The sequence below is a fragment of the Microcoleus sp. D2_18a_D3 genome, assembly GCF_036702455.1.
Taxonomy (GTDB): domain Bacteria; phylum Cyanobacteriota; class Cyanobacteriia; order Cyanobacteriales; family Microcoleaceae; genus Microcoleus.
This window is the reverse complement of sequence record NZ_JAUBTK010000008.1, coordinates 101,540-123,602: the sequence shown is the minus strand read 5'-3', so window position 1 is coordinate 123,602 and position 22,063 is coordinate 101,540. Positions and strand designations below refer to the sequence as shown.

14 protein-coding genes are annotated in these 22,063 nt (G+C 45.7%); 4 read left to right on the top strand and 10 right to left on the bottom strand.

Going from position 1 to position 22,063, the window contains the following annotated elements:
- The first annotated feature begins 370 nt into the window (after positions 1–370).
- Entirely contained in the window at positions 371–2,485 is a 2,115-nt protein-coding gene (gene argZ / locus QUB06_RS06385; protein WP_333434574.1) for a bifunctional arginine dihydrolase/ornithine cyclodeaminase, read from the top strand.
- A 254-nt stretch (positions 2,486–2,739) separates the two neighbouring features.
- Here argZ and QUB06_RS06380 read toward each other — a convergent pair whose 3' ends face one another.
- From QUB06_RS06380 to QUB06_RS06345, 8 genes are all read right to left on the bottom strand, one after another.
- Positions 2,740–3,189, bottom strand: a complete 450-nt coding sequence (locus QUB06_RS06380) for a hypothetical protein (protein WP_333434573.1) — start codon at positions 3,187–3,189, stop codon at positions 2,740–2,742.
- 352 nt (positions 3,190–3,541) lie between these two features.
- Positions 3,542–5,152: an AAA family ATPase gene (locus tag QUB06_RS06375; protein WP_333434572.1), complete on the bottom strand. Its 1,611-nt coding sequence runs from the start codon at positions 5,150–5,152 to the stop codon at positions 3,542–3,544.
- 80 nt (positions 5,153–5,232) lie between these two features.
- Positions 5,233–5,418, bottom strand: a complete 186-nt coding sequence (locus QUB06_RS06370) for a hypothetical protein (RefSeq protein WP_333434571.1) — start codon at positions 5,416–5,418, stop codon at positions 5,233–5,235.
- Positions 5,419–5,793: 375 nt separating this feature from the next.
- The gene (locus QUB06_RS06365) at positions 5,794–6,939 is read right to left on the bottom strand and encodes a citrate synthase (RefSeq protein WP_333434570.1); all 1,146 of its coding nucleotides are present in this window, start codon (positions 6,937–6,939) and stop codon (positions 5,794–5,796) included.
- Between the two features lie 233 nt (positions 6,940–7,172).
- Positions 7,173–7,667, bottom strand: coding sequence for a phosphohistidine phosphatase SixA (gene sixA, locus QUB06_RS06360; RefSeq protein ID WP_333434569.1), 495 nt, complete (start codon positions 7,665–7,667; stop codon positions 7,173–7,175).
- 70 nt (positions 7,668–7,737) lie between these two features.
- Complete coding sequence (locus QUB06_RS06355; RefSeq protein ID WP_333434568.1) at positions 7,738–11,379, bottom strand: diguanylate cyclase domain-containing protein; 3,642 nt, start codon at positions 11,377–11,379, stop codon at positions 7,738–7,740.
- A gap of 1,177 nt (positions 11,380–12,556) precedes the next feature.
- The gene (locus QUB06_RS06350) at positions 12,557–13,831 is read right to left on the bottom strand and encodes a bifunctional oligoribonuclease/PAP phosphatase NrnA (RefSeq protein WP_333434567.1); all 1,275 of its coding nucleotides are present in this window, start codon (positions 13,829–13,831) and stop codon (positions 12,557–12,559) included.
- A 238-nt stretch (positions 13,832–14,069) separates the two neighbouring features.
- Positions 14,070–14,567, bottom strand: a complete 498-nt coding sequence (locus QUB06_RS06345) for an HNH endonuclease (RefSeq protein WP_333130566.1) — start codon at positions 14,565–14,567, stop codon at positions 14,070–14,072.
- 345 nt (positions 14,568–14,912) lie between these two features.
- On the opposite strand from QUB06_RS06345, the gene QUB06_RS06340 reads away from it, so the two are divergent.
- Positions 14,913–15,377: a COP23 domain-containing protein gene (locus tag QUB06_RS06340; RefSeq protein WP_333141933.1), complete on the top strand. Its 465-nt coding sequence runs from the start codon at positions 14,913–14,915 to the stop codon at positions 15,375–15,377.
- 251 nt (positions 15,378–15,628) lie between these two features.
- On the opposite strand, the gene QUB06_RS06335 is transcribed toward QUB06_RS06340, so the two are convergent.
- Positions 15,629–18,370 carry an AAA-like domain-containing protein gene (locus tag QUB06_RS06335; RefSeq protein WP_333434566.1) on the bottom strand — a complete coding sequence of 914 codons (2,742 nt, stop codon included), beginning with the start codon at positions 18,368–18,370 and terminating at the stop codon, positions 15,629–15,631.
- Positions 18,371–18,652: 282 nt separating this feature from the next.
- Between QUB06_RS06335 and QUB06_RS06330 the strand changes: the two genes are divergently transcribed.
- Complete coding sequence (locus QUB06_RS06330) at positions 18,653–19,447, top strand: 5-formyltetrahydrofolate cyclo-ligase (protein WP_333434565.1); 795 nt, start codon at positions 18,653–18,655, stop codon at positions 19,445–19,447.
- Positions 19,448–19,709: 262 nt separating this feature from the next.
- On the opposite strand, the gene QUB06_RS06325 is transcribed toward QUB06_RS06330, so the two are convergent.
- Positions 19,710–21,575 carry an AAA-like domain-containing protein gene (locus QUB06_RS06325; protein WP_333434564.1) on the bottom strand — a complete coding sequence of 622 codons (1,866 nt, stop codon included), beginning with the start codon at positions 21,573–21,575 and terminating at the stop codon, positions 19,710–19,712.
- A gap of 276 nt (positions 21,576–21,851) precedes the next feature.
- On the opposite strand from QUB06_RS06325, the gene QUB06_RS06320 reads away from it, so the two are divergent.
- Entirely contained in the window at positions 21,852–22,025 is a 174-nt protein-coding gene (locus QUB06_RS06320) for a hypothetical protein (RefSeq protein ID WP_333141939.1), read from the top strand.
- Positions 22,026–22,063: the final 38 nt, after the last annotated feature.

Genomic DNA, 22,063 nt, shown 5'->3' with positions numbered 1-22,063 from the left:
TGTTAAATCATGGAGGGTAAATTAACCCTAATTCTTGTAGGGGCCGGTTCACCAACAATCTATAACATAAGCCAGAGATGAGCCTAAACCCGCCCCGACCGTAAGAGTGGGGGCCATTCAACGGAGATCATATTAATCGTCTCTCAGAACCTATTTTAGAGTGCGTCATAACCTGACATTTTCTCCAGTATTTCCTGCGAACGGTCTGTCATTTAGTGTAATTTCATCCTAAGCCTGATATAATAAAAAGTTAGCCTTAAAAGGCTCCAGACGTTACGCTGCTAAAATTAGTAGTGAATATTACAGTTGCTCTTATACACACTCTGTCAACATACGTCTGCTGTAGCGTCTACCACATTTTTACTGAATTATGACTGACTCAATTCGCTTCCTCATGTGTGCTCCCGACCACTACGATGTGGATTACGTGATTAATCCGTGGATGGAGGGAAATGTCCACAAATCATCGCGCGATCGCGCCGTCGAACAGTGGGAAAAACTTTACCACGTCCTGAAAGAAAACGCTGTGGTAGACCTGGTACCGCCCGCAAAAGGCTGGCCGGATATGGTTTTCACCGCCAACGCAGGCTTACTTTTAGGCAATACCTTCGTCCTCAGCCGTTTTTATCACAAAGAACGCCAAGGCGAAGAACCCTATTTCAAAGCATGGTTTGAAAGCAAAGGTTTCACCGTGCACGAACTCCCGAAAGACTTGCCGTTTGAGGGCGCTGGCGATGCTTTACTCGATCGCGAAGGACGCTGGTTGTGGGCCGGATACGGCTTCCGTTCCGAACTCGACTCGCACCCGTTACTAGCAAAATGGCTCAACATTGAAGTGCTTTCGCTGCGTTTAGTTGACGAACGTTTCTATCACCTAGACACCTGTTTTTGTCCCTTGACAGGCGGCTATTTGCTCTACTATCCAGCAGCATTTGACTCCTACTCCAACCGCTTAATTGAAATGCGAGTGGCGCCGGAAAAACGCATTGCCATTGAAGAAGCAGATGCCGCCAATTTTGCCTGCAATGCGGTCAATATTGACAAAGTTGTGGTAATGAACAAGGTTAGCGAATCCTTGAAAACGCGCATTACTCAGGCTGGTTTTCAAGTAATTGAAACGCCGATGAGCGAATTTCTAAAAGCGGGCGGCGCCTGTAAGTGTTTGACGCTGCGGGTAACGGAACCGGTGCAAGAAGATCGATCGGCAAACGTGATGGTAGAAAGCCGCACAATTCGCATGGAAGGTCACTTGCTCGATGCGGGTTTAATCAGCCGCGCTTTAGACTTAATTGTCGATCTCGGTGGCAGTTTCCAAGTCCTCAATTTCAATCTGGGAGAGCAGCGGCAAAGCACATCATCTGCCGACGTTAAAGTTTCGGCTCCTTCCCACGATGTGATGGAAGAAATGATGGGAATGCTGATTGACTTGGGTGCAGTACCGCCACCACAAGAGATTTGCGACGCTATTTTAGAACCGGTAGTGCAAGATGGTGTCGGCCCGGACGACTTTTATGTGAGTACAATTTATCCCACAGAAGTGCGGGTAAATGGTCAGTGGGTGAAAGCGCAAAATCAGCGGATGGATGGAGCAGTTGCTATTACTGAAACTGCTGACGGCCCAGTGGCTAAATGCAAATTATTGCGCGACTTAAAAGTAGGAGAAAAAGTCGTTGTAGATGTAGTCGGTATCCGTACCATCCGCAAAACAGAATCGCGGGAACAGCGCAATTCTCAAGAATTCAGCTTTATGTCTGGGAGCGTTTCTAGCGAACGCCGCGTCGAATTGGTGGTGGAACAAGTAGCGTGGGAATTGCGCCAAATTCGCGATCGAGGTGGCAAAGTTGTAGTTACGGCGGGGCCTGTTGTTATCCATACTGGCGGTGGCGAACATTTAGCGCATTTGATTCGCGAAGGTTACGTGCAAGCGTTGTTAGGTGGAAATGCGATCGCAGTTCACGACATGGAACAATCAAATATGGGAACCTCTTTAGGGGTTGACATGAAACGCGGTATTGCTGTGCGCGGCGGACACCGACATCACTTGAAAATAATTAACACTGTGCGGCGTTACGGGAGTATTGCAAAAGCTGTTGAAGCAGGCCTGGTTACTAACGGTGTGATGTATGAGTGCGTGAAGCACAATATACCGTTTTCTCTTGCCGGTTCGATCCGCGATGACGGGCCACTTCCTGACACACAAATGGATTTAGTTAAGGCTCAAGAAGAATATACTGAGCTGTTACGAGGGGCAGATATGGTGTTAATGCTGTCGTCTATGCTGCACTCAATTGGTGTGGGAAATATGACGCCGGCGGGTGTGAAGATGGTCTGTGTGGACATTAATCCGGCGGTGGTGACGAAATTGAGCGATCGGGGTTCGATCGAATCTACTGGAGTTGTTACCGATGTGGGATTGTTCCTAAGTTTGTTGGTGAATCAATTGGATAAGTTGACTAGCCGCCATCATGTAGCTCAATCTGTTTAGATTTAGCTAGTAGACATCTCCCATAATTGTGGAACAGGCATCCTGCCTGTTCAAGACAGGCAATTCTTGGGATGTTTAGTAGGGTGCGTCAGATTTGAGATTTTCAAGTTGTACCGAAAGCATATTTCTGACGCACCGTTTGGCGAGTTGCCTCAGTTTTGAGATTGTTGATTTGCATCGGAAATAATCTTACTTGACGCACCCTACATTAACTGGCGAAACTTTAGCTTTGGCAATCCAGATCGTATCGAGGATTACTTCAGAGTCGTACTCGTGAAAATCAGCCGTTTTAAACCAGAGATAAATTCCGGTGAATTTAGCGTATTTTGCCATTCTAGACACCAATCATTACTTTGAGTATTTAGGGCATTTTTGACTGCCACAGGACGTTCAATCACATCTTTTAATAAAGAAAGACTTCCGGCGGATTTGGCAAATTTTGGGGAGATTTGCTGGTGCAGTATCCGGTTGGGGTCAATGTAATCTTTGCGCCAAGGTGCATCGGGGAGCAGAACTTGACAGGCGGCAGCAAATGTGATATTGGCAGTAAGAATCGGTGGGTTTTTAACTGGGCTGCCTTCTAATGACTGTTGAGATTCTAGGCCGCTGATTACCTCCATTGCATAGTTTTTGTCTGCTGCGTTTAACGGTGTGTTGCTGTACTCGGCTGCTAATTCTTCGAGAAAATCTAGGTAATCTTGCACAACGGGCGATCGCCTCAACAATCATCTTCTCAAGTTTGCGATTAGGCGATCGCTATTTCACCCAACTACAAATATTCCCAAATGATTTGATGTGTTTTAGAGGGCGATCGCCGATAACCTCTCCGAACTCAACAACGAAGCCAACTATTTTTGCTTGCTTAATCTCTGCTATAAACAGATAACTTAAACGGAGCGATCGGTTCGGCATAACGACCAAGCTCACCCGCCGCCGAAAGGGAGCGAGGAACAAGCGAACTGTAGGCGATCGGGTGCAGCACCTTGTTGTAACGCAGTTTGAGCCTGTTAATTGGCTACGTTTGATAAAATTAGGGTATAGCTTCTGAACAAACAATCATTCCCTGTCAAATATACAGCTCTCTAACTCTGAATAGACAGTCATATCTTGCTTCATATATTGTGAAAGTGTGAGCTTGAAATTGTCAGGATTGATGCTTGTGGTAATTCCACAAATGGACTTAATCCTACCAGTTTTATCTTTGATATTTTGATTAACTATGTCGGCAACCAACTCATCATATTCTGGCTCGTTGAAAGTCTTCCCAATGGCTGAACAATAGTTAGCCAGAACTTCCTTATCGTAAAGGTAGTTTTCAATTTCCCACCGCTTGATAACCCTGTGGTTTGGGGGGTTATTCTGTAGATATACTTGTCTATCTTGCTCCGAGTTTTCTTTACCTGACGAAATGTCCCTATCCTTTAGAACCAATATCTCAATTTCTGAAAATACTTTTGTTAAAATTGCGATGGCAATTTCGCTACGTTGATCGAGTTCTGTGTTGCCGCCGCTTGAAATAAACAAGGTGTCATGGTATTTGTCAGCAAAAATGTTATTGAAGACTTTCGCATCAAGTCCTCTTTCCTGTCCATGAGCACCCGGCCTATCTCTGCCTTCACAGTAAACAATTCGTTTCGGACTGACAAGACCTGTTAGGTCGTCAAGTGCTGTTTCAAATATTTTAAGCCATTTCGAGCGGCTTTTTACTGCTGGAGTAATCGTTTGCGGTGTTGATGCCAGATTTACTCCTGCTGGGAAATGAACTATCTGGCACTCATTTTTCAATTCATCCTGCAATGCTCGCAAAAAACCTATGCTGTGTGTTGCTACCCATATTTGGCAGTTGTCACCGACTAAGTTGTTAATTTCTAACAACAACTTTTTCTGTATTGATGTATTGATATGTAACTCTGGCTCGTCAATGAGGAAAATTGTGTCATCAAAATCGTCTTTTCTCAAATACAGATCGAGTAATAAATCTACAACTTCCTTTTCGCCAGAAGAGAGAACATTGAATTCAAATTCCCGCGGATGATCGGATTTACTGAAATATAATGTGCCCTCAGAAGCCTCAATATTACCGATACTGGTGACGCTCAAATCAAGGCAATTTTGGATTGCCTTATTCAAATCCCCGATTATTTTTTGCTTTGCTTCGCTAGGCTTGCAATCCTGAGCGTTCAAATATTTATTGTATTTTATATTCAAACGTCTATAATTTTGTTCCATCTTGTCATCCAAATCAGAGGATAGACTTGCCCCGTAAGTATTTAGACGAATTTCGTTGATAGCTCTTGATTCGGTTACGTTAAGGTTGCTGTTGTAACGATAGGGACTTCTAAATGAAATGAGAGTTTTATGCTTTCCATCTCGCTGTCTGGCCGTCCAAACGTCTTGAAATGATCCTTCGACGAAATCAATTACTATGTTTTGGTAGTCAAAGTTTGGGGCTTTGTGCATCGAATGATATTTATAATCTTTATTGCCCTTTTCACCAATTACTTCATGTACGTGATTGCGGAAAAGTATCCCGTCAAGAACGCTACTTTTCCCGCAACCATTAGGGCCAACCAATGCAACAATTCTTTTTGGATTATCACCGAGATCTATGGTTAAATGGTGAAATCGTTTATAACCGTTCTTTAACTCGATCTTTTTAATTCTCATTCTGCAAAGTATATCGTGACGGGAAATTGGAATGTATTAAGCGAAAAATGTCCCGATCAAGCTGCGCGCTGCGTTACAATTTATAATTCTATCGCAGTTGCGGTACAATCATGTTTATAGCTCAAAACTATTGCATAACCGTACTTTTTATCAAGACATTTGATAACGCCTTCGGGATAATCTCGGATAATCCCTCTCAAGCGGGCGATCAAGGGTTCGGATTGGTAGAAAGACTTGCCCTCAATTTCGCTGTTGCTGTAAGCCATAGATGTTCTGACGACTAAAAGCGGGAGGAATTTAAATGCGATCGCGCATCTTCACTTTGTACCTAATACTATACAAGCGAAGCGTAAATACAAGAAGGGTGCGCGCGCAGCAACCTACCGAAAGCTATTCGTAATATTGCAATAAAAAGCCTCAGACCCGCAAGTCTGAGGACCGGAGTTCCTGAAAATCGTCACTTGTTACTATTGTCGCCAACACACAGCACAACATACAAGAGGGGTGCAACCCAGCAGGCAGTTTTTGGCAGACAGAGATTGCTTCCTGACTCGGAAGGCGAAAGCAATTTTTAATTCCACACTTCAGGAAAGCAAAACAATTATTCTCGCCATTTACATATCTGGGTTGATAATTTAGCTTTAGGATGGGAGTCTGTCCCCGATCGCAATATAAGGAGCACCGTGAGTCCCCGTATATATTTGAGTCGGGCGGTAAATGCGGTTTGCCTCTAGCTGTTCCTTCCAGTGGGCCAACCAGCCGGCAACACGGGCGATCGCAAAAACTGGTGTAAATAAGTCCAGCGGAATTCCCATTTTTCGGTAAACCAGACCAGAATAGAAATCTACATTTGCATAAATTCCCTTGTGAGCTAGTTTTTCCTCAACCACTTCTTCTAACTTGATAGCAATGTCGTAATAATCGTCGTGGCCGAAGTTCTCAAATAACTGTTCTGCTAACCCTTGGAGAATAGTTGCTCTCGGATCTTTCACCTTGTAAACTCGGTGACCGAAACCCATGATTTTGTCCTTATTTGCAACGCTCTTCTCGACAAAAGCCCGCACGTTTTCTACCGAACCAATTTGCTCCAACATATCAATCACTTCTTCATTAGCTCCCCCGTGCAGCGGCCCCGCCAAAGTGCCAACTGCTGAAGCAATCACTCCGTAAGGGTCTGTCAGTGTCGAAGCTGTTACCATTGCCGAAAATGTAGAGGCATTAATGGTATGTTCAGCGTGGAGAGTCAGACAAGTGTCAAAAATGCTAGCTAACAGCGGATCGGGTTCTTGCTCGTTGAGCATATAAAGAAAGTTAGCCGAGTAGTCCAAGTCATCCCTCGGCCGCACCGGGTCATTTCCCCGTCGCATTTGCTGGAACGCTGCTACCATCGTGGGAATCTTCGCTAGCAGCCGCACTACAGCTTCTCGAATGTATGCTGGGTTAGCCAGAGCTCTGCGGGAGTAGAACAAGCCCAAGGCGGCCGCTGAAGCTTGCAGGGCATCCATTGGATGTCCTCTTTCTGGAAAGCATTTCATCATGTCCCGGATGCGATATTTGATCCGGCGGTGATAGCGAATTTCATGCTCGAAAGCTTCGAGTTCTTCCTTTGTCGGAAGTACCCCCCAGATTAATAAATATGAAGTTTCGAGAAAGGAACTTTTCAGTGCCAGTTCCTCGATGCTAATCCCGCGATATTCCAGCAACCCTTTTTGTCCATCGACGTAGCTAATGCTGGACAAGGTGGCGGGAACACCTTCTAAACCTGGTTTGAATTCGCCGACGACCATTGCGATACCGTTTTATGTGAGTTCAATCTACTAAAAGTACATTACCAGAAACGAAGATAGTGTCACAGTCTTGACAAATAATCATTTAATTCGGGTTCACAAACCGGGTTTTTCAACAGATAGCCCGATCGCACCGCTGCGTATTGTCGCCCCTTTTTCCCGGTTTCGCCGTCCGAGAATGCCGTTTTAAGAGGGCTGGCGCGTCCTGTTAATGTCGGGGCGGTTCGCTGTTTCTAGTGCAGCAAAAACTTGGGCGCAGTTAGCCAAAACATTTGGCTGCGGCCCACTGGGGAGCCGGTCTCCGGGAGGATTAAGCCGATGATACCTGCTTTTTTGAGAATGAGGGCATCTTGCGATCGAGCCCAAAGCAAAGTTTCTGCCCAGTGGCCTAAGTCTGGTTGGTGGCCCACCAGGGCCAAGCTGCGGCTACCTATTTCCTGCCACTGTTTGTACCACTCCAGCCAGTTCCCGATGTCTCCTGAAGGTGCGAGGGCGGCGGATTCTTCTATTTGGGAACTCAAACCGACTGTTTGCAGGATTTGCGCCGTTTGCTGGGCCCGCAGTAGGGGACTCGTGAGAATCAAGTCAAACTGAATTTCGAGCTCGTACAGCCGTTGGGCAATTTTCCGGGTTTTACGATCGCCCTCTTTAGTCAGGGGGCGTTCTGCGTCTGTATCATATTCTTCGGGTGCGGCTGCGATACCGTGCCGGATCAGATAAATAACCATATATCAATACTTCCAGGCATTTTATTATCCCGTTTTTCTAGGAGCGGTCTAGGATATACCTACCTTTTGCCTATTCTACAACTGGATTAAGCTCTGGCGCCGTCATCTGGTTGGCGCTTGTATAACGATCGCGCCCTTGTCGTTTCGCATCATATAATGCTCGATCGGCGAGGGCAACGAGTTCATCCGGTGATGTTTCCGCAGTGGGAATCACAGTTGCAATTCCCATGCTAACAGTCACGATCGCGCTCACATTAGATTGCTCGTGAGGGACTCCCAAATCTCGGATTGCCTCTCGGATCGACTCAGCAACCGCGATCGCGCCATCCGCATCCGTATTCGGTAGGATAGCAGCGAATTCTTCGCCCCCGTAACGTGCCAACAGATCCGATGAACGTTTAACCGCAAGTGCAGCCGATGAAGCCACTTTTACTAAACAAATATCCCCAGCTTGATGTCCGTAGCAATCGTTATATCGCTTGAAATAATCTACATCCAACATAATCAACGAAAGCTGTTGTTTCCCCTGCATCAGTCGGTGCCATTCCGACTCCAATCGCTCATCAAAACAGCGGCGGTTTGCTACTTGTGTTAACCCATCTGTCGTAGCAATTAATCTTTCTTGTTCCGCCCGGTGTCTGAGCATCTCCTCGGCCCGCTTGCGTTCTGTAATATCAGCAAAAGTCGTTACTACTGCATAGGGTTGAGACTGATTCATTTGGAACAGCGGTTGCGAATTAATCGAAATCCAAGTCAGCGTTTTATCCGATTTGTGAATGCCCATCACCACATTTGATACGGGTTTTCCCGTCCGTAGGGTAATCATTGCCGGATGCTGTTGGCAGGGGAAGGGAGAGCCATCTTCCTGAACGGTTCGCCAGTCTAAATCTATGGATGTACGCCCCATCAGTTGTTCGGGGCTCAGTCCGAGAATCCTTCCGGCACTAGCATTACAGGTAGTAATTTTTCCGTCTGCTAGCTGAAGTACGACGCCTTCAGTCATGCTTGTAATCACAGAACGATACCGTTCCTCGCTTTCCTGTAATTGACTCAGGAGAATGTTTTTAGCATCAAACTCTGAAGCCAGATGCAGACTACCCGCCAAAAACCCCGCCATCAGTTGTAAGGTATGAATATCTGACTCTGTAAAGGCACAGGGTGTACCGGAAACAACTTTTAAGACGCCAACCCGATCGTCCTGATAGAACAAGGGAACAACCACCAGTGACCGGATACCAATGCGCTGACAGGCAGACTGATCCACCCGTCCATCGGTTTGTGAATCATCGCAAAGCATGATTTGGCCGGTGGCAATACATTTTCCCGATAAACTTGTCGCTACTTTGATCCGTAATCCAACATAGGCGCTGGCGATACCGCTGGCTGCCCGATACACCAACTCATCCCCTTCCAGCATTTCAATCACGGCCCCATCGGCACCGAGCGATTTTTGAGTTCGCTCGGTAATCACTGCCATGACTGCATCGAGATTGGGATTGCGGATGGCGATTTCCTGTTGGGTGGCAATCACCACAGCCAGACGCTGGAACTCTTGTTGTAATGCTGCTTCTGCTTGCTTGCGAGCGGTGATATCCTTCATAAAGCAGTGATGCCCGATCAATCGCTCCTGCGAGTCGTAGGCTGCCAACATCACCCATTGCTGGTAAAAAATCGAACCATCTTTCCTGATACCACGGCCCTCAACCTCCACTCGGCCCTCGGCTAGCATTTTTTGATAAGCAGCAATCATCCTGTCGCAGTCGTCGGGATGAACTGTTTTCTGCCAATTCATACCAACCATTTCTTCAGGTTGATAACCCACTATATTGCCGTAGGCTTGATTAACGCTGATATATCGTCCGAAAATATCCACCCGCGAGATGCCTTCGACGGCATTAGCAAGGGCTATACTCATTTCTCTGAGTTCTGTTTCCGCCTGGACACGATCCGTAATGTCTTGGGATGTACCAAACAACCGAATAACTTGTCCCTCTGCATTGAGTTGGACCTGTCCTCTGGCTTCGGTATGGCAGATAGAACCATTCGGGCGCACGATTCTGAGGCGCAATAGATAAGGCTCTCCGTGAGTGAGCGCTCGTTGAACTACCCGGTGTAGCTGTCTGGCACTTTCGGGATGGTAAAGCCGCAGGTTTTCTTCATAGGTAGGTTCGCCTAGGGCGCTGGAGCGTCCCAAAATCTTGAAGAGTTCGGGAGACCAGGTAATTTTACCCGTAATCACGTCAAATTCCCAGCTACCGATGTGGGCAACCCGCTGGGCTTCTGACAACCGAGTTTCACTCTTTTGCAGGGCTGTTTCTGTCTGCTGGCGGTCGGTAATGTCTTTTTCGTTCACGAGCAACATCGGGTTGCCTGTTACCGGGTCGTTGGTACACCGCACGTCCATCCCATGCCAGCGAATTCCCGCCAGAGTCATCACTTGAGCCTCCGTGCTAAATACCTCACCGGACTTAAGAACTGCCATTGCTCGCTCTGCTACCTGAGAGTCAACAAAGCGACTCAAAAAAGCATTATCTGTCGCAGAGCCAGGGTGCAGCGCATCCCCGTAACAGCGCAAGGCCGCCGGGTTTTGCAGCAGTGGCACACCTTCGAGGGTATATAGCGAAACCATCAGCGAGGTGTGTCGGATTGCCTCGATCGATCGTAGGGTTTCCGGTTCGATTTGAGGAGCGGTTTCGACCTTACCCTCGACCAGGATTGCCAAACGCCCGCTATCAATCCTGATGCCAGAGCACCGACAGCCGACAGAAACAGGCTCACCGCCCGGATAAAACGTCCACTGCTCGGACAAGGTTTGGCCTTGCTCAAACTGCAGCAGATAGCTCTGCAAGCGAATTCGCGTACACTCTGACAACATATCGCTAAAGTTGTGGCTCGCGAGTTGCTGCCGCGTCGAAACATTCCACAGGTACAAGGAGGCTTGGTTGGCCCAGCGGATTTGCCAATCCTCAATATCAAATATCCAGATCGGGTTTTGCAACAAGTCAAAGGCTTTGAGGTGGACAATATCGCCGCTGAGGGAACAGGCAAACTCGGGTTGTAGACAATTTTGATGATTGACTCTTGGCGCGCTTTCTGTATTGGGATCAGTTTGATTCGGTTCTGTTTTGAGTTCCGGCGGTTGATGGAAAGGTGGCACCGGGTGGTGAGATTCCAGATGCCGCATCCTCAACCCGATCTGCGCTGCAACGTGTTGCATGATCTGAACATCGAGAGGTTCCCACTGACGCGGACTTCGGCATTGATGACCAATCAACAGTCCCCAAAGCTTCGGAGATTGCTGCTGTTTGCCATCTAGCAAGATTGGCACCACTAAATTTGCCTGAACCTGGATGCGATCGAACAATTCGACATCACAAGCTTGAAGATGACCGCTGTGAATATCAGAAATGCTGCTCGTTTGTCCCTGGCTGTAACGCTCTACCCAGGTAGCTTCAAAGCAAGGATCATAAATCTGTTTTCCTAGGATTTGTGGCCACTGGGCATCAACCGATTCAGCAAATACTACGCCCTCTCTATGCGGTAGGAAGCGATAAATAATCACGCGATCGGCTTGCAGCAGCACCCTGGTTTCTTCTACCGCACATTGCAAAATTGTCTCCAGATCGCCGACCTCGTTGATTTGAAGTGCAATTTCTGAAACTTTTTCTATGATTTTCTCTAACGAGCAAGAGAAAGTCTGTTTTGTAGACATCTCCATGTTCCTTTTTTTGTTAAGCAATTTTATACTATTCTAACCGGCGACAAATAAATATAAAATTTTGTTTTAACTCGTAGGAATCGCTGGCTGGGCTTAGGAAACAACCAATATTTATGTAGCTAGCCAAACTTTTTGTGACTGCTACAATTGCTTTTTTTATGTCATTTAGCCAAGGGTTTAGGTTGTTTGGTATCTATTTTGCTTCTTCTCAAGCGTTTTTTTGCTAATTATTATCGAAAATCTTTTGCACCAACTATAACAATCCTCGCATCATTTGTGTAATTATTGTCGGGGCAAAACCCACGCCCGGTTGCCCAGCTTTAGCCTGGGTAGGCAAAGAAAGGCACTACACATCTTTGTACGACTTCTGCAAGGATTGCTATATAACAAATTGTGATTAATTTAGCGAAAAAATAAGAATATATCAAAAAATCAACCCTGGATAATTGTTAAAACTTAATAATTATTGTGGAGTTTAGTAAATTAGATCACAATAAATTTGCCCCGCTACCTGGTTTTTTTACCAAAATACTTCGTTGTATCCCTTGACAATAGTTAAAAAACCCGGTTTCTTTGATGTGTATTTTTGCGAAAGGGGGAGAAAATTTATTACTGGTAGTCCTGGAGGGATAAACCTGGTTTTTCAACCCCCTTATATCGTTTCAGGTTGCATCGTAATAATAAAATCGAGTAGACTGTTAACACTCAACCATTGAGTTTTTCCACCCCTCCTTCTACAGTCAAGAGCCAGTCGATTTGAGATTTTAGATTTTAGATTTTAGATTTGACTCTACAGATGAATCGGGAAGCTGGAAATTAGGTGTAAAATATTTCGCTTGTCAACAGTCAACAGTCAACAATTTTCAATAAGCTTTTTATGCGCGGGTTCTCCTGCCCAACCCCTACTCCCCATAAGAAAATTTAATTTTTGTGGAACAGGCTGGATAGCCTGTTCATGACAGAAGTGCACTGGGCGTGAGTTCCAACCCTCAATAAGAGTTAAAAACCCGGTTGATGAGAGTAGAAGTGCGGGCAGGACTGATTATCAAGTTGAGATTTTGCCCGGAATGAGAAAAAAACACGGCAAAACCTGGTAGCAACCGGAGGTTGAGCCCCGCATCGCCTTCCCAGGCTGTTGCTGGAATCAATACCGCACCTAGAAACCCTAGAGTTAATGATCGTAAACAGGATTGTCTTTAGGACTAATTAAATGCAGCAACTTTTGCTTGATCTGATCGTCGAATACTTCCCATTTCTGCCTTGCATAATCGCTGTTCTCATTGCCGCCAGAAAGAAATCCCACCGGAATTTCAAAACCTCCTGCTTGACTTCTACCGCCGCCAAAAAAGCGTCCTTGAGCATCTTGACCGAAGGCTTCTTTAATGAATTCGTCCGGGTCGAGAGTAAGTTTATTAGTTCGCAGCGAGCCAATTACTACTTCAATTTCTTCGTCTTTGTCGTGAACAATTGCGTAAACAACGGCTGTATGTACGTTCTCCTCTGTTACTAAAAAGTCCGCCGCTTGGGGAATAGAATCCCGATCGTCATAGCGGAGGTAGCCGATGCCGGCGATCGAAAAATTGTTCTGGACGGTGCGGTGTTTGAGCGATCGCTCGATCGCGTCCATCACCCACTTAGAACGAGACGACTGTAACACTGCATTCAGCAACTGCGGGTCGTAAAACCGGCTCAAATAAGCCGCAGCTAAAAAGTCCTCTTCCTGAGCTTGTCTGAGGGCGATCGTGTCCGATCGCAAACCGTGCATCAAAGCTGTAGCACACTTGATGTGCAGACTGACGCTGGCGTCGAGAGTTAGGAGTCCAGACTGTAAATACTCGGCAAAAATCGTGGCTGTAGCGCGGATTTGAGGGCGCAAATCGGTAAATTCTGCGTTCATTTCCCCCTGCAAATTATGATGATCGATGACGGCGGCGATCGGAACTCCAGCCGCTAAAATATACCCGGTTAAGTTACAAGTCGTCCCTTGGTTGTCAATGAAAGCGCAGCCCTGAAACACCGACAAATCCTTAGTTTTTACTGTTTCCAGCGTCCACCGCTGCAACGGCAACCCTGTCAATTTAACTAAGGCAATATTTTCTTGGTGGCTGAGGGCGCCGGCGTAGATAATCTCGCATTGGATATCGTACTGTTCGGCGATTAATTTGTAAGTCCAAGCGCTTGACAGTGCGTCGGGGTCTGGAAAATCTTGCAGCAAGATTAACTGGCGAGTGCCTTTGTGCCGATCGAACATTTGGCGCAATTGCTCGACTTTGCGATCGTGCAATTCCTCGCGGAGACGGCCGCGATTCTCTTCGGAAGCAACTTCGGCTTTGCTGCGCCGTTTCCCCGGCGCACTCACTGCGGGTACAACCTCGCTGCTGGCCTCAAGTTCACCTTCGCGGTTGCCGGATGTTTCATCGGAATTGTTAGGAGGATGGTCTTTCATCGTTGAAAATTAACAATTTAACTATTTCAGGATTTGCACGACATTCGATCTTAAACCCGGTTTCTTTGTAGATGCCTGTTTGTCAAAGCCCATACTTTTTACGACAAACCTGATTTAAGAGCGTAAATTCTCTCTTTAATTTTTTAATTCATGCAGAGAGTGTGTGTTGCTAGGAACGAAGCAATCTCAGAACTAATAACTCCCGCAAAAAACCCCCGCGCTTGCGCTGACAGGGGTTTTAAAGGCCTATTACATATTTTTGCCATTCTTTGTGCATACCGCTCTTAACGTGTTTAGTCACTTCAAAATAAAGACCGCTGTGAGGTTTCCTCGGCGGATAGCGCAGCAGCATTCCCGCTTCTTTCGGCGTGCGGCTGCCTTTATTGACATTGCAGCGCACGCAAGCGGTGACAAGGTTTTCCCAACTGTCGCCTCCTCCGCGCGATCGGGGAATTACATGATCGAGGGTTAAATCGTCGCCCGTATAACTACAGTATTGACAAGAGTGTGCGTCCCGGTGCAAGATGTTCCGGCGGGTTAGCGGAATATCCTTATAGGGAACTCGGACATAATGCCGCAGTCGGATCACAGTTGGTAGCGGGAAGTTTGGCGCAATAAATTTCCCGTTGTGTTCTACCTGTTCTGCTTTTCCTTTCAGCAACAAAACTACCGCCCTTCGCCAATTGGTGATGTTAAGGGGTTCGTAGGAGGCGTTCAGCACCAGAACATTGCCCATTGTTGATTATTAAAGAGAATATTTTTACCGATGGTAACACAGGTTCCCATTTAGGTGGGACGGGATCGGGAAGAGCGAGGCGATCGCAAAAAACGCTGAAAAACCGATCCTTTACCCTATACCTTCGCGCCTGCGCCCCCTATGGCAGCATCTATTTTCTGCCTTTGGTGTTTCTCAGCGAGCTTTTTTCCCGGAGTTTTGGCCCAGAGGAGGCCAGTCTGTGCGAAGGCAAAAATTTGCAAAATAAATTTTATTTTTTTCTCTAAATGCCTAATCTTCCCGGCAACAAACAGTTTAACTTTTTAGACTATTAGTAACCTTAAATGAAAAAGCTTATTACTGCTCATGAAATTTCGGCTCTTAAAGTCAGCTTTTAGCGCGTCAATTATTGCCCTTGCTGCTCAGATTTTAGCCAACAGTCCAGCCTTTGCCCAAGCGCCTTCATTCTTCTGCGGCGCTGCTGGCGGCCGGCCAGCTACAATTGCTGTCCAACAAGGCAAAAATATTCCCGTTATTTTGTGGCTAGCTGATAACTATTTCAATGAATCAGGAGAAGATGCGATTACTCGGTGCACCAGAGTCTCAGGAATTCTCAACAACTCGCAACCGCAAGGAAGCTGGGAGAATGTTGTCACAGCAGGTGCATCTAGCAACGGTCAACTAATTATTTGTGCAGCTAATCCTCAAGACGGTTCCTGTAGATTATTATATCAAGTACCCAAAGGTCAAAATCCCGAACAAGCCCGACAAGAACTCTTAAAAAGAGTTACAAATCCTAATGTAAGTGTTTCGCCTGTTAAAGTAAATTGATAGTCATTAGTAGGGACATGGCATTGCCCATAGGTGTTAACTTAAGCTTTTCGTCTGCCAGTCCTCCCGCTCACCCGGCAGTCCGCCAGGGAATGAATTCCACGGGGCTTATAGCTAAAGTCCTCTCAAAGAGGACTGAAGAACTCATTAGTCCTATGCAAGAGGACTTTAGCTTTGAGGCAGGGGTTTCAACCCCTGTCGGACTATCGGTTTAACGTTAAGTTGACACGAAGAAGGGCATTGCCGTGTCCCTACTTGCAGATAGTTGAAACTCTTGTAAAATACTTCGGTTGAGTGGTGAAAAAATTGCAGCTTTGCTTCAGCAATTCTTCTAACCCTTCAACCTGCCTCAACCAGACAGTGCCGTTGCTTCCAGCTACAGAAATTTGCTTTCCCTCTCCACTCCAACTGACACTAACAACATTCTCCTCGAACTCAAATTGAGCAACCTGCCGCCCCGCTAAATTCCACAGCCGTACAGTCTTGTCAATTCCCACTGTAGCAAGCCGTTCTCCGTCGGGACTAAAACTAATTGATTTCGCATCAAAATGCAAGGTTTGAAATTCCTTAACTAATTCTTTTTCTGACAGATTCCACAGCCCAACTTTGCCATTCAATGTTACTGTAGCAAAGCGATACTGGTGTTGAGCCGGACTGAAACTCAGCCCAATTGCCTGAACAGGCAGTGTTTTTTTCAGCTTGCCCGACAAATTCCAAAGTCGCACTGTAGATTTGCCATCTAAAGTCGTTATAAAATCGCCGTTTGGGCTAAAATTTACGCTTCTCACTAAGCCGTTGTGACCTGGGAGTTTCAGGCTAGGCGATACTAATTGTGGCAGTTTAGACAAATCCCAAATTGCAGCATAGCTGTCTATCCCTGCCGCCGCTAATAACTTTCCTTCAGGGCTAAAAGTGATGCTGGTAACAGAGCCTTTAATTCCTGTCAAAGTAGAAATATTTTTACCTGATAAATTCCATATTTTAACTGTGCTGTCCCTTCCGGCAGTCGCTAAAAATTTACCATTCGGGCTAAAGTTTACCATATTAACTGACTGCTGCAAGGCTTTCCATTCAGCAATTTTTTGCCCGGAAAAGTTCCAAATCCGAACTCGATCGTCTATTCCTGCGGTTGCTAAAATCTGCCTGTTTGGGCTAAAAGTGACGCTGGTAACTGCACCTTTATGAGCTTGCCAATTTATCTTTGTTGGCGGAAGTGATGAGGCTTTTGTCTCCTGTGTTGCGCTAATTTTATCAAGAATTATTTGTAATGCTAATAGCGGTCTAGTTGCCGGGTATTGTTCTAGCTTGTGTTTATTTTGTACCAATGTTTTTAATTTTTTACCGGAGGCGATCGCCCTCAATAAAGCTTCTGATAAAGCTTCGCTGTTTTCTGTCTTTTGAGATACGGCCAACAGTAAAGCATCGCTGCCATTTTGTTCGATTTCAATACTTGCTTGTGCGAGTTTAAACCGCTGGTAAGCGAGAGTTGAAAAGCCGATCGCCGCCAGTAACGATGCTGCCAGTACCGCAGAACCGATGCCGATCCACTGTTTGGCTTTTTGTTTGGCAGAGTCAGCTTCAATCAACGCTTTTTCGGCATCACATACAGCTTTTTTGGTTTCTAGTGTAGCTAAATGCAGCAGTTGATTTTGGTCGCTCAAAATAACTTTCTGGCTGGCCGTCAAAAACTGAAAATCTTCGTTTCTCAAACTTTTTCCGGCCGCCCAAACTAATGCTGACTGCAAATCATCCCCTCGCAACAGTTGGGAATCATCTTCACAGCTAGAATTTAGCCAGACTTTGATTGCTTCCGAGTAAGGCGAGAGTTTTTGTAATTTTTCTTCAATTAGTCCTTTGTTAAATACAGCTTGATAAATAGGATTAGAAATTGTTAGTTTTTTCCCCCGCTTAACGATTAATCCGCTTAATCGCAACTCCATTTGTTCGGCACTACCATCGGGCACAGTTTCAGTTTGTTCTAAAATTTGCTGATATAATCCTAGTCTCCTGACAATCCGCTGGTTTTCTTTGAAAAGCCGATCGCGAATTGTGGACAAATGTTCTGGGACATCCTGAGACTCCCAATTCTCCACGATTTTCAAGCGCACTACCTTTTCAACCCACTCTTTAGAAGTGTTAATTTTATCTTTCTCCCCCCCTTGGTAAGGGGGGGCTGGGGGGGGTAAATTCGGCATTAATTGTGGGTTTTCCAACAATAGTTTGCACAGCTTTTGAGTCAAAAAAGGCTGCCCGCCCGTCCAATACAAAACCTCTCTCAAAACTTGATTAGGGCTGTCTGTAAGCTCTGCCAACCCCGCTGCTAGCGGTTGAGCTTCTGTTTCGTCAAAACCAGTTAATTCGATCGCCTTGCCAATATTAAAAGGGGTATTGCTGGTGGCATTTTGCTCGCGGCACAAATCCGTCGGCGATGCTACGCCTAAGAGGGCCCAAGTTAGGCGATCGAACTCTGAATTGTTGGCGCGCTTGTTGTAGCACGATCGAATTAAGGCTAAAAAATCGTCGGCGGGAAAATCTAGGGCGAGAATACTGTCGATTTCGTCAATAAAAATGACAATATTGCTGGAAATGTTGGGTAATAGTATGGTTTCGATGAATTCGCTCAATCTTTGAACGGGGGTTAAAAAATTGCGATCGCGCCACCAAGTCCGCACGTTGACAATATCGGACAGGTTAAAGTTATTTTCGAGAATGCGTAGCAAACCAGCATACCACTGTTCGGGAGTGACGCCGCGGTTGCCAATTTCCGAAATGTCGATCGCAGCACAAGCAATTCCTTCATTTCTCAGCCGCTGAATTGTCCGCACCTGCAAGCTAGATTTGCCCATTTGCCGGGAATTCAAAACATAACAAAATTCCCCGGCTTTTAATCCGTTATAAAGGTCGTCGTCGGCTTGCCGCTTCACATAATTGGGAGCGTTATTGGTGAGACTGCCGCCGACTTGATAGTAACTCGGTTTTGTGGTAACATTCATACAATAAAAAAGAAGATTCGGCGGTTGAAACCGCTCAAAAGTCAAACGCAGTCCCTCTCTAAGAGACTAAAGAATCGAGGAGTAATTATAATTTTGTATGATTAATTGTACCACAATTAATGAATATACTTAATTAAATCTCAGATACAAATGGCTAAAAAAGTGGCTATATGAGCATTTTTCATTCTACCTTCTACCTTCTATCTTCTACCTTCTACCTTTTTCCTGACATCCGTTACATCCGTTACACAATCCGTTGCCGAACTTCCTTCTTTTTACAGTATGAAAACTGATTGGACTGGATATAACGACGACAAAGACAAGTTAAGAGCTGAAATTTGGTCTTTGCTGAAGCAGCAAGCCGCATCTATTGGCGATCCGTTCGGTCATATTCCAAACTTTGTCGGTGCACAGGTGGCTGCCGAAAGATTGGCAAATTTACCAATATGGCAACAAGCAAAAACGATTAAGTGCAATCCCGATTCGGCGCAAATTCCAGTGCGGATGCGGGCTTTGCAAGATGGAAAACGGCTGTATATGGCAGTACCGCGCTTGACAGACGATCGCTGTTTTGTGGAGTTGACTGCTGAGGATTTGCAGCGGCAAAATATATCTATTGCCGAAAGTGCGATCGCCCGCAAAGCACTGACTTGCGGAAAATTGGTAAGTTTTGCAGAAATGGAGCCGATTGATTTAGTAATCGTCGGCTGTGTAGCCGCGGGTTCCAACGGTGGAAGAACCGGGAAAGGTGCAGGATTTGCCGATTTAGAATTGGCTATGTTGAAAGAATTCGGGTTAGTACAAATCGATACGCCAATTGTGACCACAGTGCATTCTTTGCAAGTAGTTGAAGATTTGCGTTTACCGATGCAAGCTCACGATTGGGCGCTGAATTGGATTGTTACTGCCCAGGAGGTAATTGAGACTAATACAAGTTATCCGCGTCCAATTGGGTTAAACTGGGATAGTATACGGCCGGAACAGTTAGAAAAAATTCCGATTTTGCGAAAGTTAAACGAACCGCGAAGGCGCGAAGGAAGCGAAGAAAGAAAGAAGAAGAAGAGGGTAATTTCATGATATATCATCTACTTTGTGGTGAACACGCGCCACATAATGAAAACAGTAACACCTAGATAACCAAACACAGTTATCCAATCCAGCCAATTATCGGAAGTTATCAAAAAAATATCGTTCATGGGCTGTTTTAATCTAAAAAGAGGTAGATTGTGATTTCTCGTTTGGTGGGGGCGGGTTTATGAGATTGTTCATTTTAGGCACTTATTGTCGGTGAACCCGCCCCTACCATATCTGGAATTATAGGATAGCAGAGCGATCGGACTTAGACGATCGCGCTCAAGTGCGATCGAAAATATTGTCGGTACAGTTCGCACCTGGGCACGCACTCGTTCCCCTGCAATCTCACCAACCCCAAACTGTCTAATTTAAACGCCTGCATCGCTTTTAATTGCACCGGAGAGTCCGCCGCCACAATCTCTCTCATCCCCTGCGCCAACTCTGGATATTCTTCTAAATTCCACAACTGCCGGCGCAAATGGTCGCTGTAAATTCCCGCATCTGCGATCGCATTTTCTTTTAATTCATCGAGTGTCAAACCCGATCGCGAAATGTGATATAATGCAACTCGCACTAAATACGGATGTCCGCCGACAATTGCCATCAATTTTTCAACTTCTGCCTCCGACCAATTCAAGTTGTGGCGCGCTGCTAAATCTTGTATTTGCTGAGAGTTGAATTCGGGCAAATCTACGGGAAGTCCGACGTTGAAAGGCGATTGATTGATGTTCATCGGGATGTAAACTTCCGTGGAGTGAACTACAATTAATCGCAGTTTTTTCCAGATGTCGCGCCGCTTCGATTCTTCGTGCCACGCCCGCAGCAGTCCTAAAAAGTCTTCGGCAATGTCGGGATATTGGAAAACGCGATCGATCTCGTCTAATCCTAAAATTAAAGGACTGTCGATTTGCGGTAAAATGTATTTTTCAAAGTAATCTTTGCAGTTAACTTTGCTGCCAAAAATCTCGTCCCAATAATCGTCTAATTGATTGGGTAAGTGCAACTCGCGGCCGACGTAAGCGCAAAACCACTTTAAGAATTTATCTAAGTTGGCAAATACGCCTTTATCTACTAACTGAAAAGTTAGTGGCACGGTGCAATAGCCTTGACGAGCTCCGTGATGCAAAATTCTTGCCATCAAGGAAGTTTTGCCCATTTGTCTCGGTGCTTTGATTCTAATTAAGGCGCTGGGCTGCACAATAGTTTGATAGCAGCGTTCTTCGATGGGCGGGCGTTCTACATAAAATTGAGAAGCGACATCGACTTGTCCTCCCGGTAATTCCGGTTCGGCGGCGGGTAGAGGTATTTCGTCGTTGCTAATTTCTAATAGCTGTTTTTGTGTTAAATCTTCCGTTTCCTCCGTGACGGGTGCGGGAGTTTCTGCTAGCAAGTTCAGAACTTCTTCGATAATAATTGGAGTGTCGGCGGTGGTTTTCCATTCCCTCTGTTTGATGCGGTACAGATAGCCACGCAAGTCGTGATTTAGAGGGGCGTTCAGGGGAAAACCGACGCGGATGGGGAGAATTATTGGTTTCTTGTCAGGGCGGGAGTCTTGTAGTTCTTTTGCTTGCTGAACTTGATATGTTAGCAGTTCGCTTTGATTGCCAGTTGGCGGCAACAGTAGCAGTAAATAATCGCATTCTTGGAGGAATAAATTAATGCGATCGAACCAATTATCTCCTAATCTAATATTATTTTCTGCTGTGAAAACTGTATGACCGATCGCGCTTAAGGCCGTTTCTAACTGTTTTCCTAACTCGCGATCGGGTTCGGCGCTGCGATAACTGACAAATACTTTAACAATTCTGCTGCTGGCTGTATCTTCCGCTGCCTGCGAATTGTCCAGCTCGTCTAAATTTGTCGGTTCCTCAAGTTTAGCCGATCGATGGTCGCTAGCAGCCAGAGTCATTTCAAAAGCCGCGAACAACTGTCGAATTTTACTCAAATCCGCACCTTCTCTACCCTGCTTAATTTTGCTGACTGTATCGGCACCGACGCCAGACTCGGCCTCGATTTCAGTCAGAGTACCTCTAATGTTATTTCGGTCAGACCATTCTTGGAGCGCCTCGTTAAGTTTCTTTAAGCCAGAGGCAGTGAGAATGCGACCGCGATCGCGTTTTGACTTGAGCACTTCGCTTGCACTGAAAGGGGAACGAATCTAGAAATTTTAACGCCTTAAGTCCCTATTTTAGGCGATTTTAAGGAAGATAATCAGCCAGCCGGAATTTAAGGGATTTTACTTGAAGAGGTTATTGGGGCGATCGACTCCTCAAACTCTGTCCTGATAACGGCTTCAACAGTTGAATATATTTGAGGAGAAAAAGTTTTTCTTAACTCCCCAATCTCCGCCGCTAATGACGATTTAACTTTTTAGAGTAGATACACGAAGCAAAAAAGGAGCACCCAAATGAACAAAATCTTACACAGACTGGCAATGGCCGCTTTGGGAACTGCCGCCATTTTCACAATTAATACACTTAATAATTTAACAGAAGCATCAGCCGCTGGTAAATTTGACGAACCAGAAATTTATCAAAACACAGTTTTTCCACTTGGGGTACCGGGTCAGTTCCATAAATAGGCAAATTCATTGATTGATTTAATTTAATTAAGGAGAAA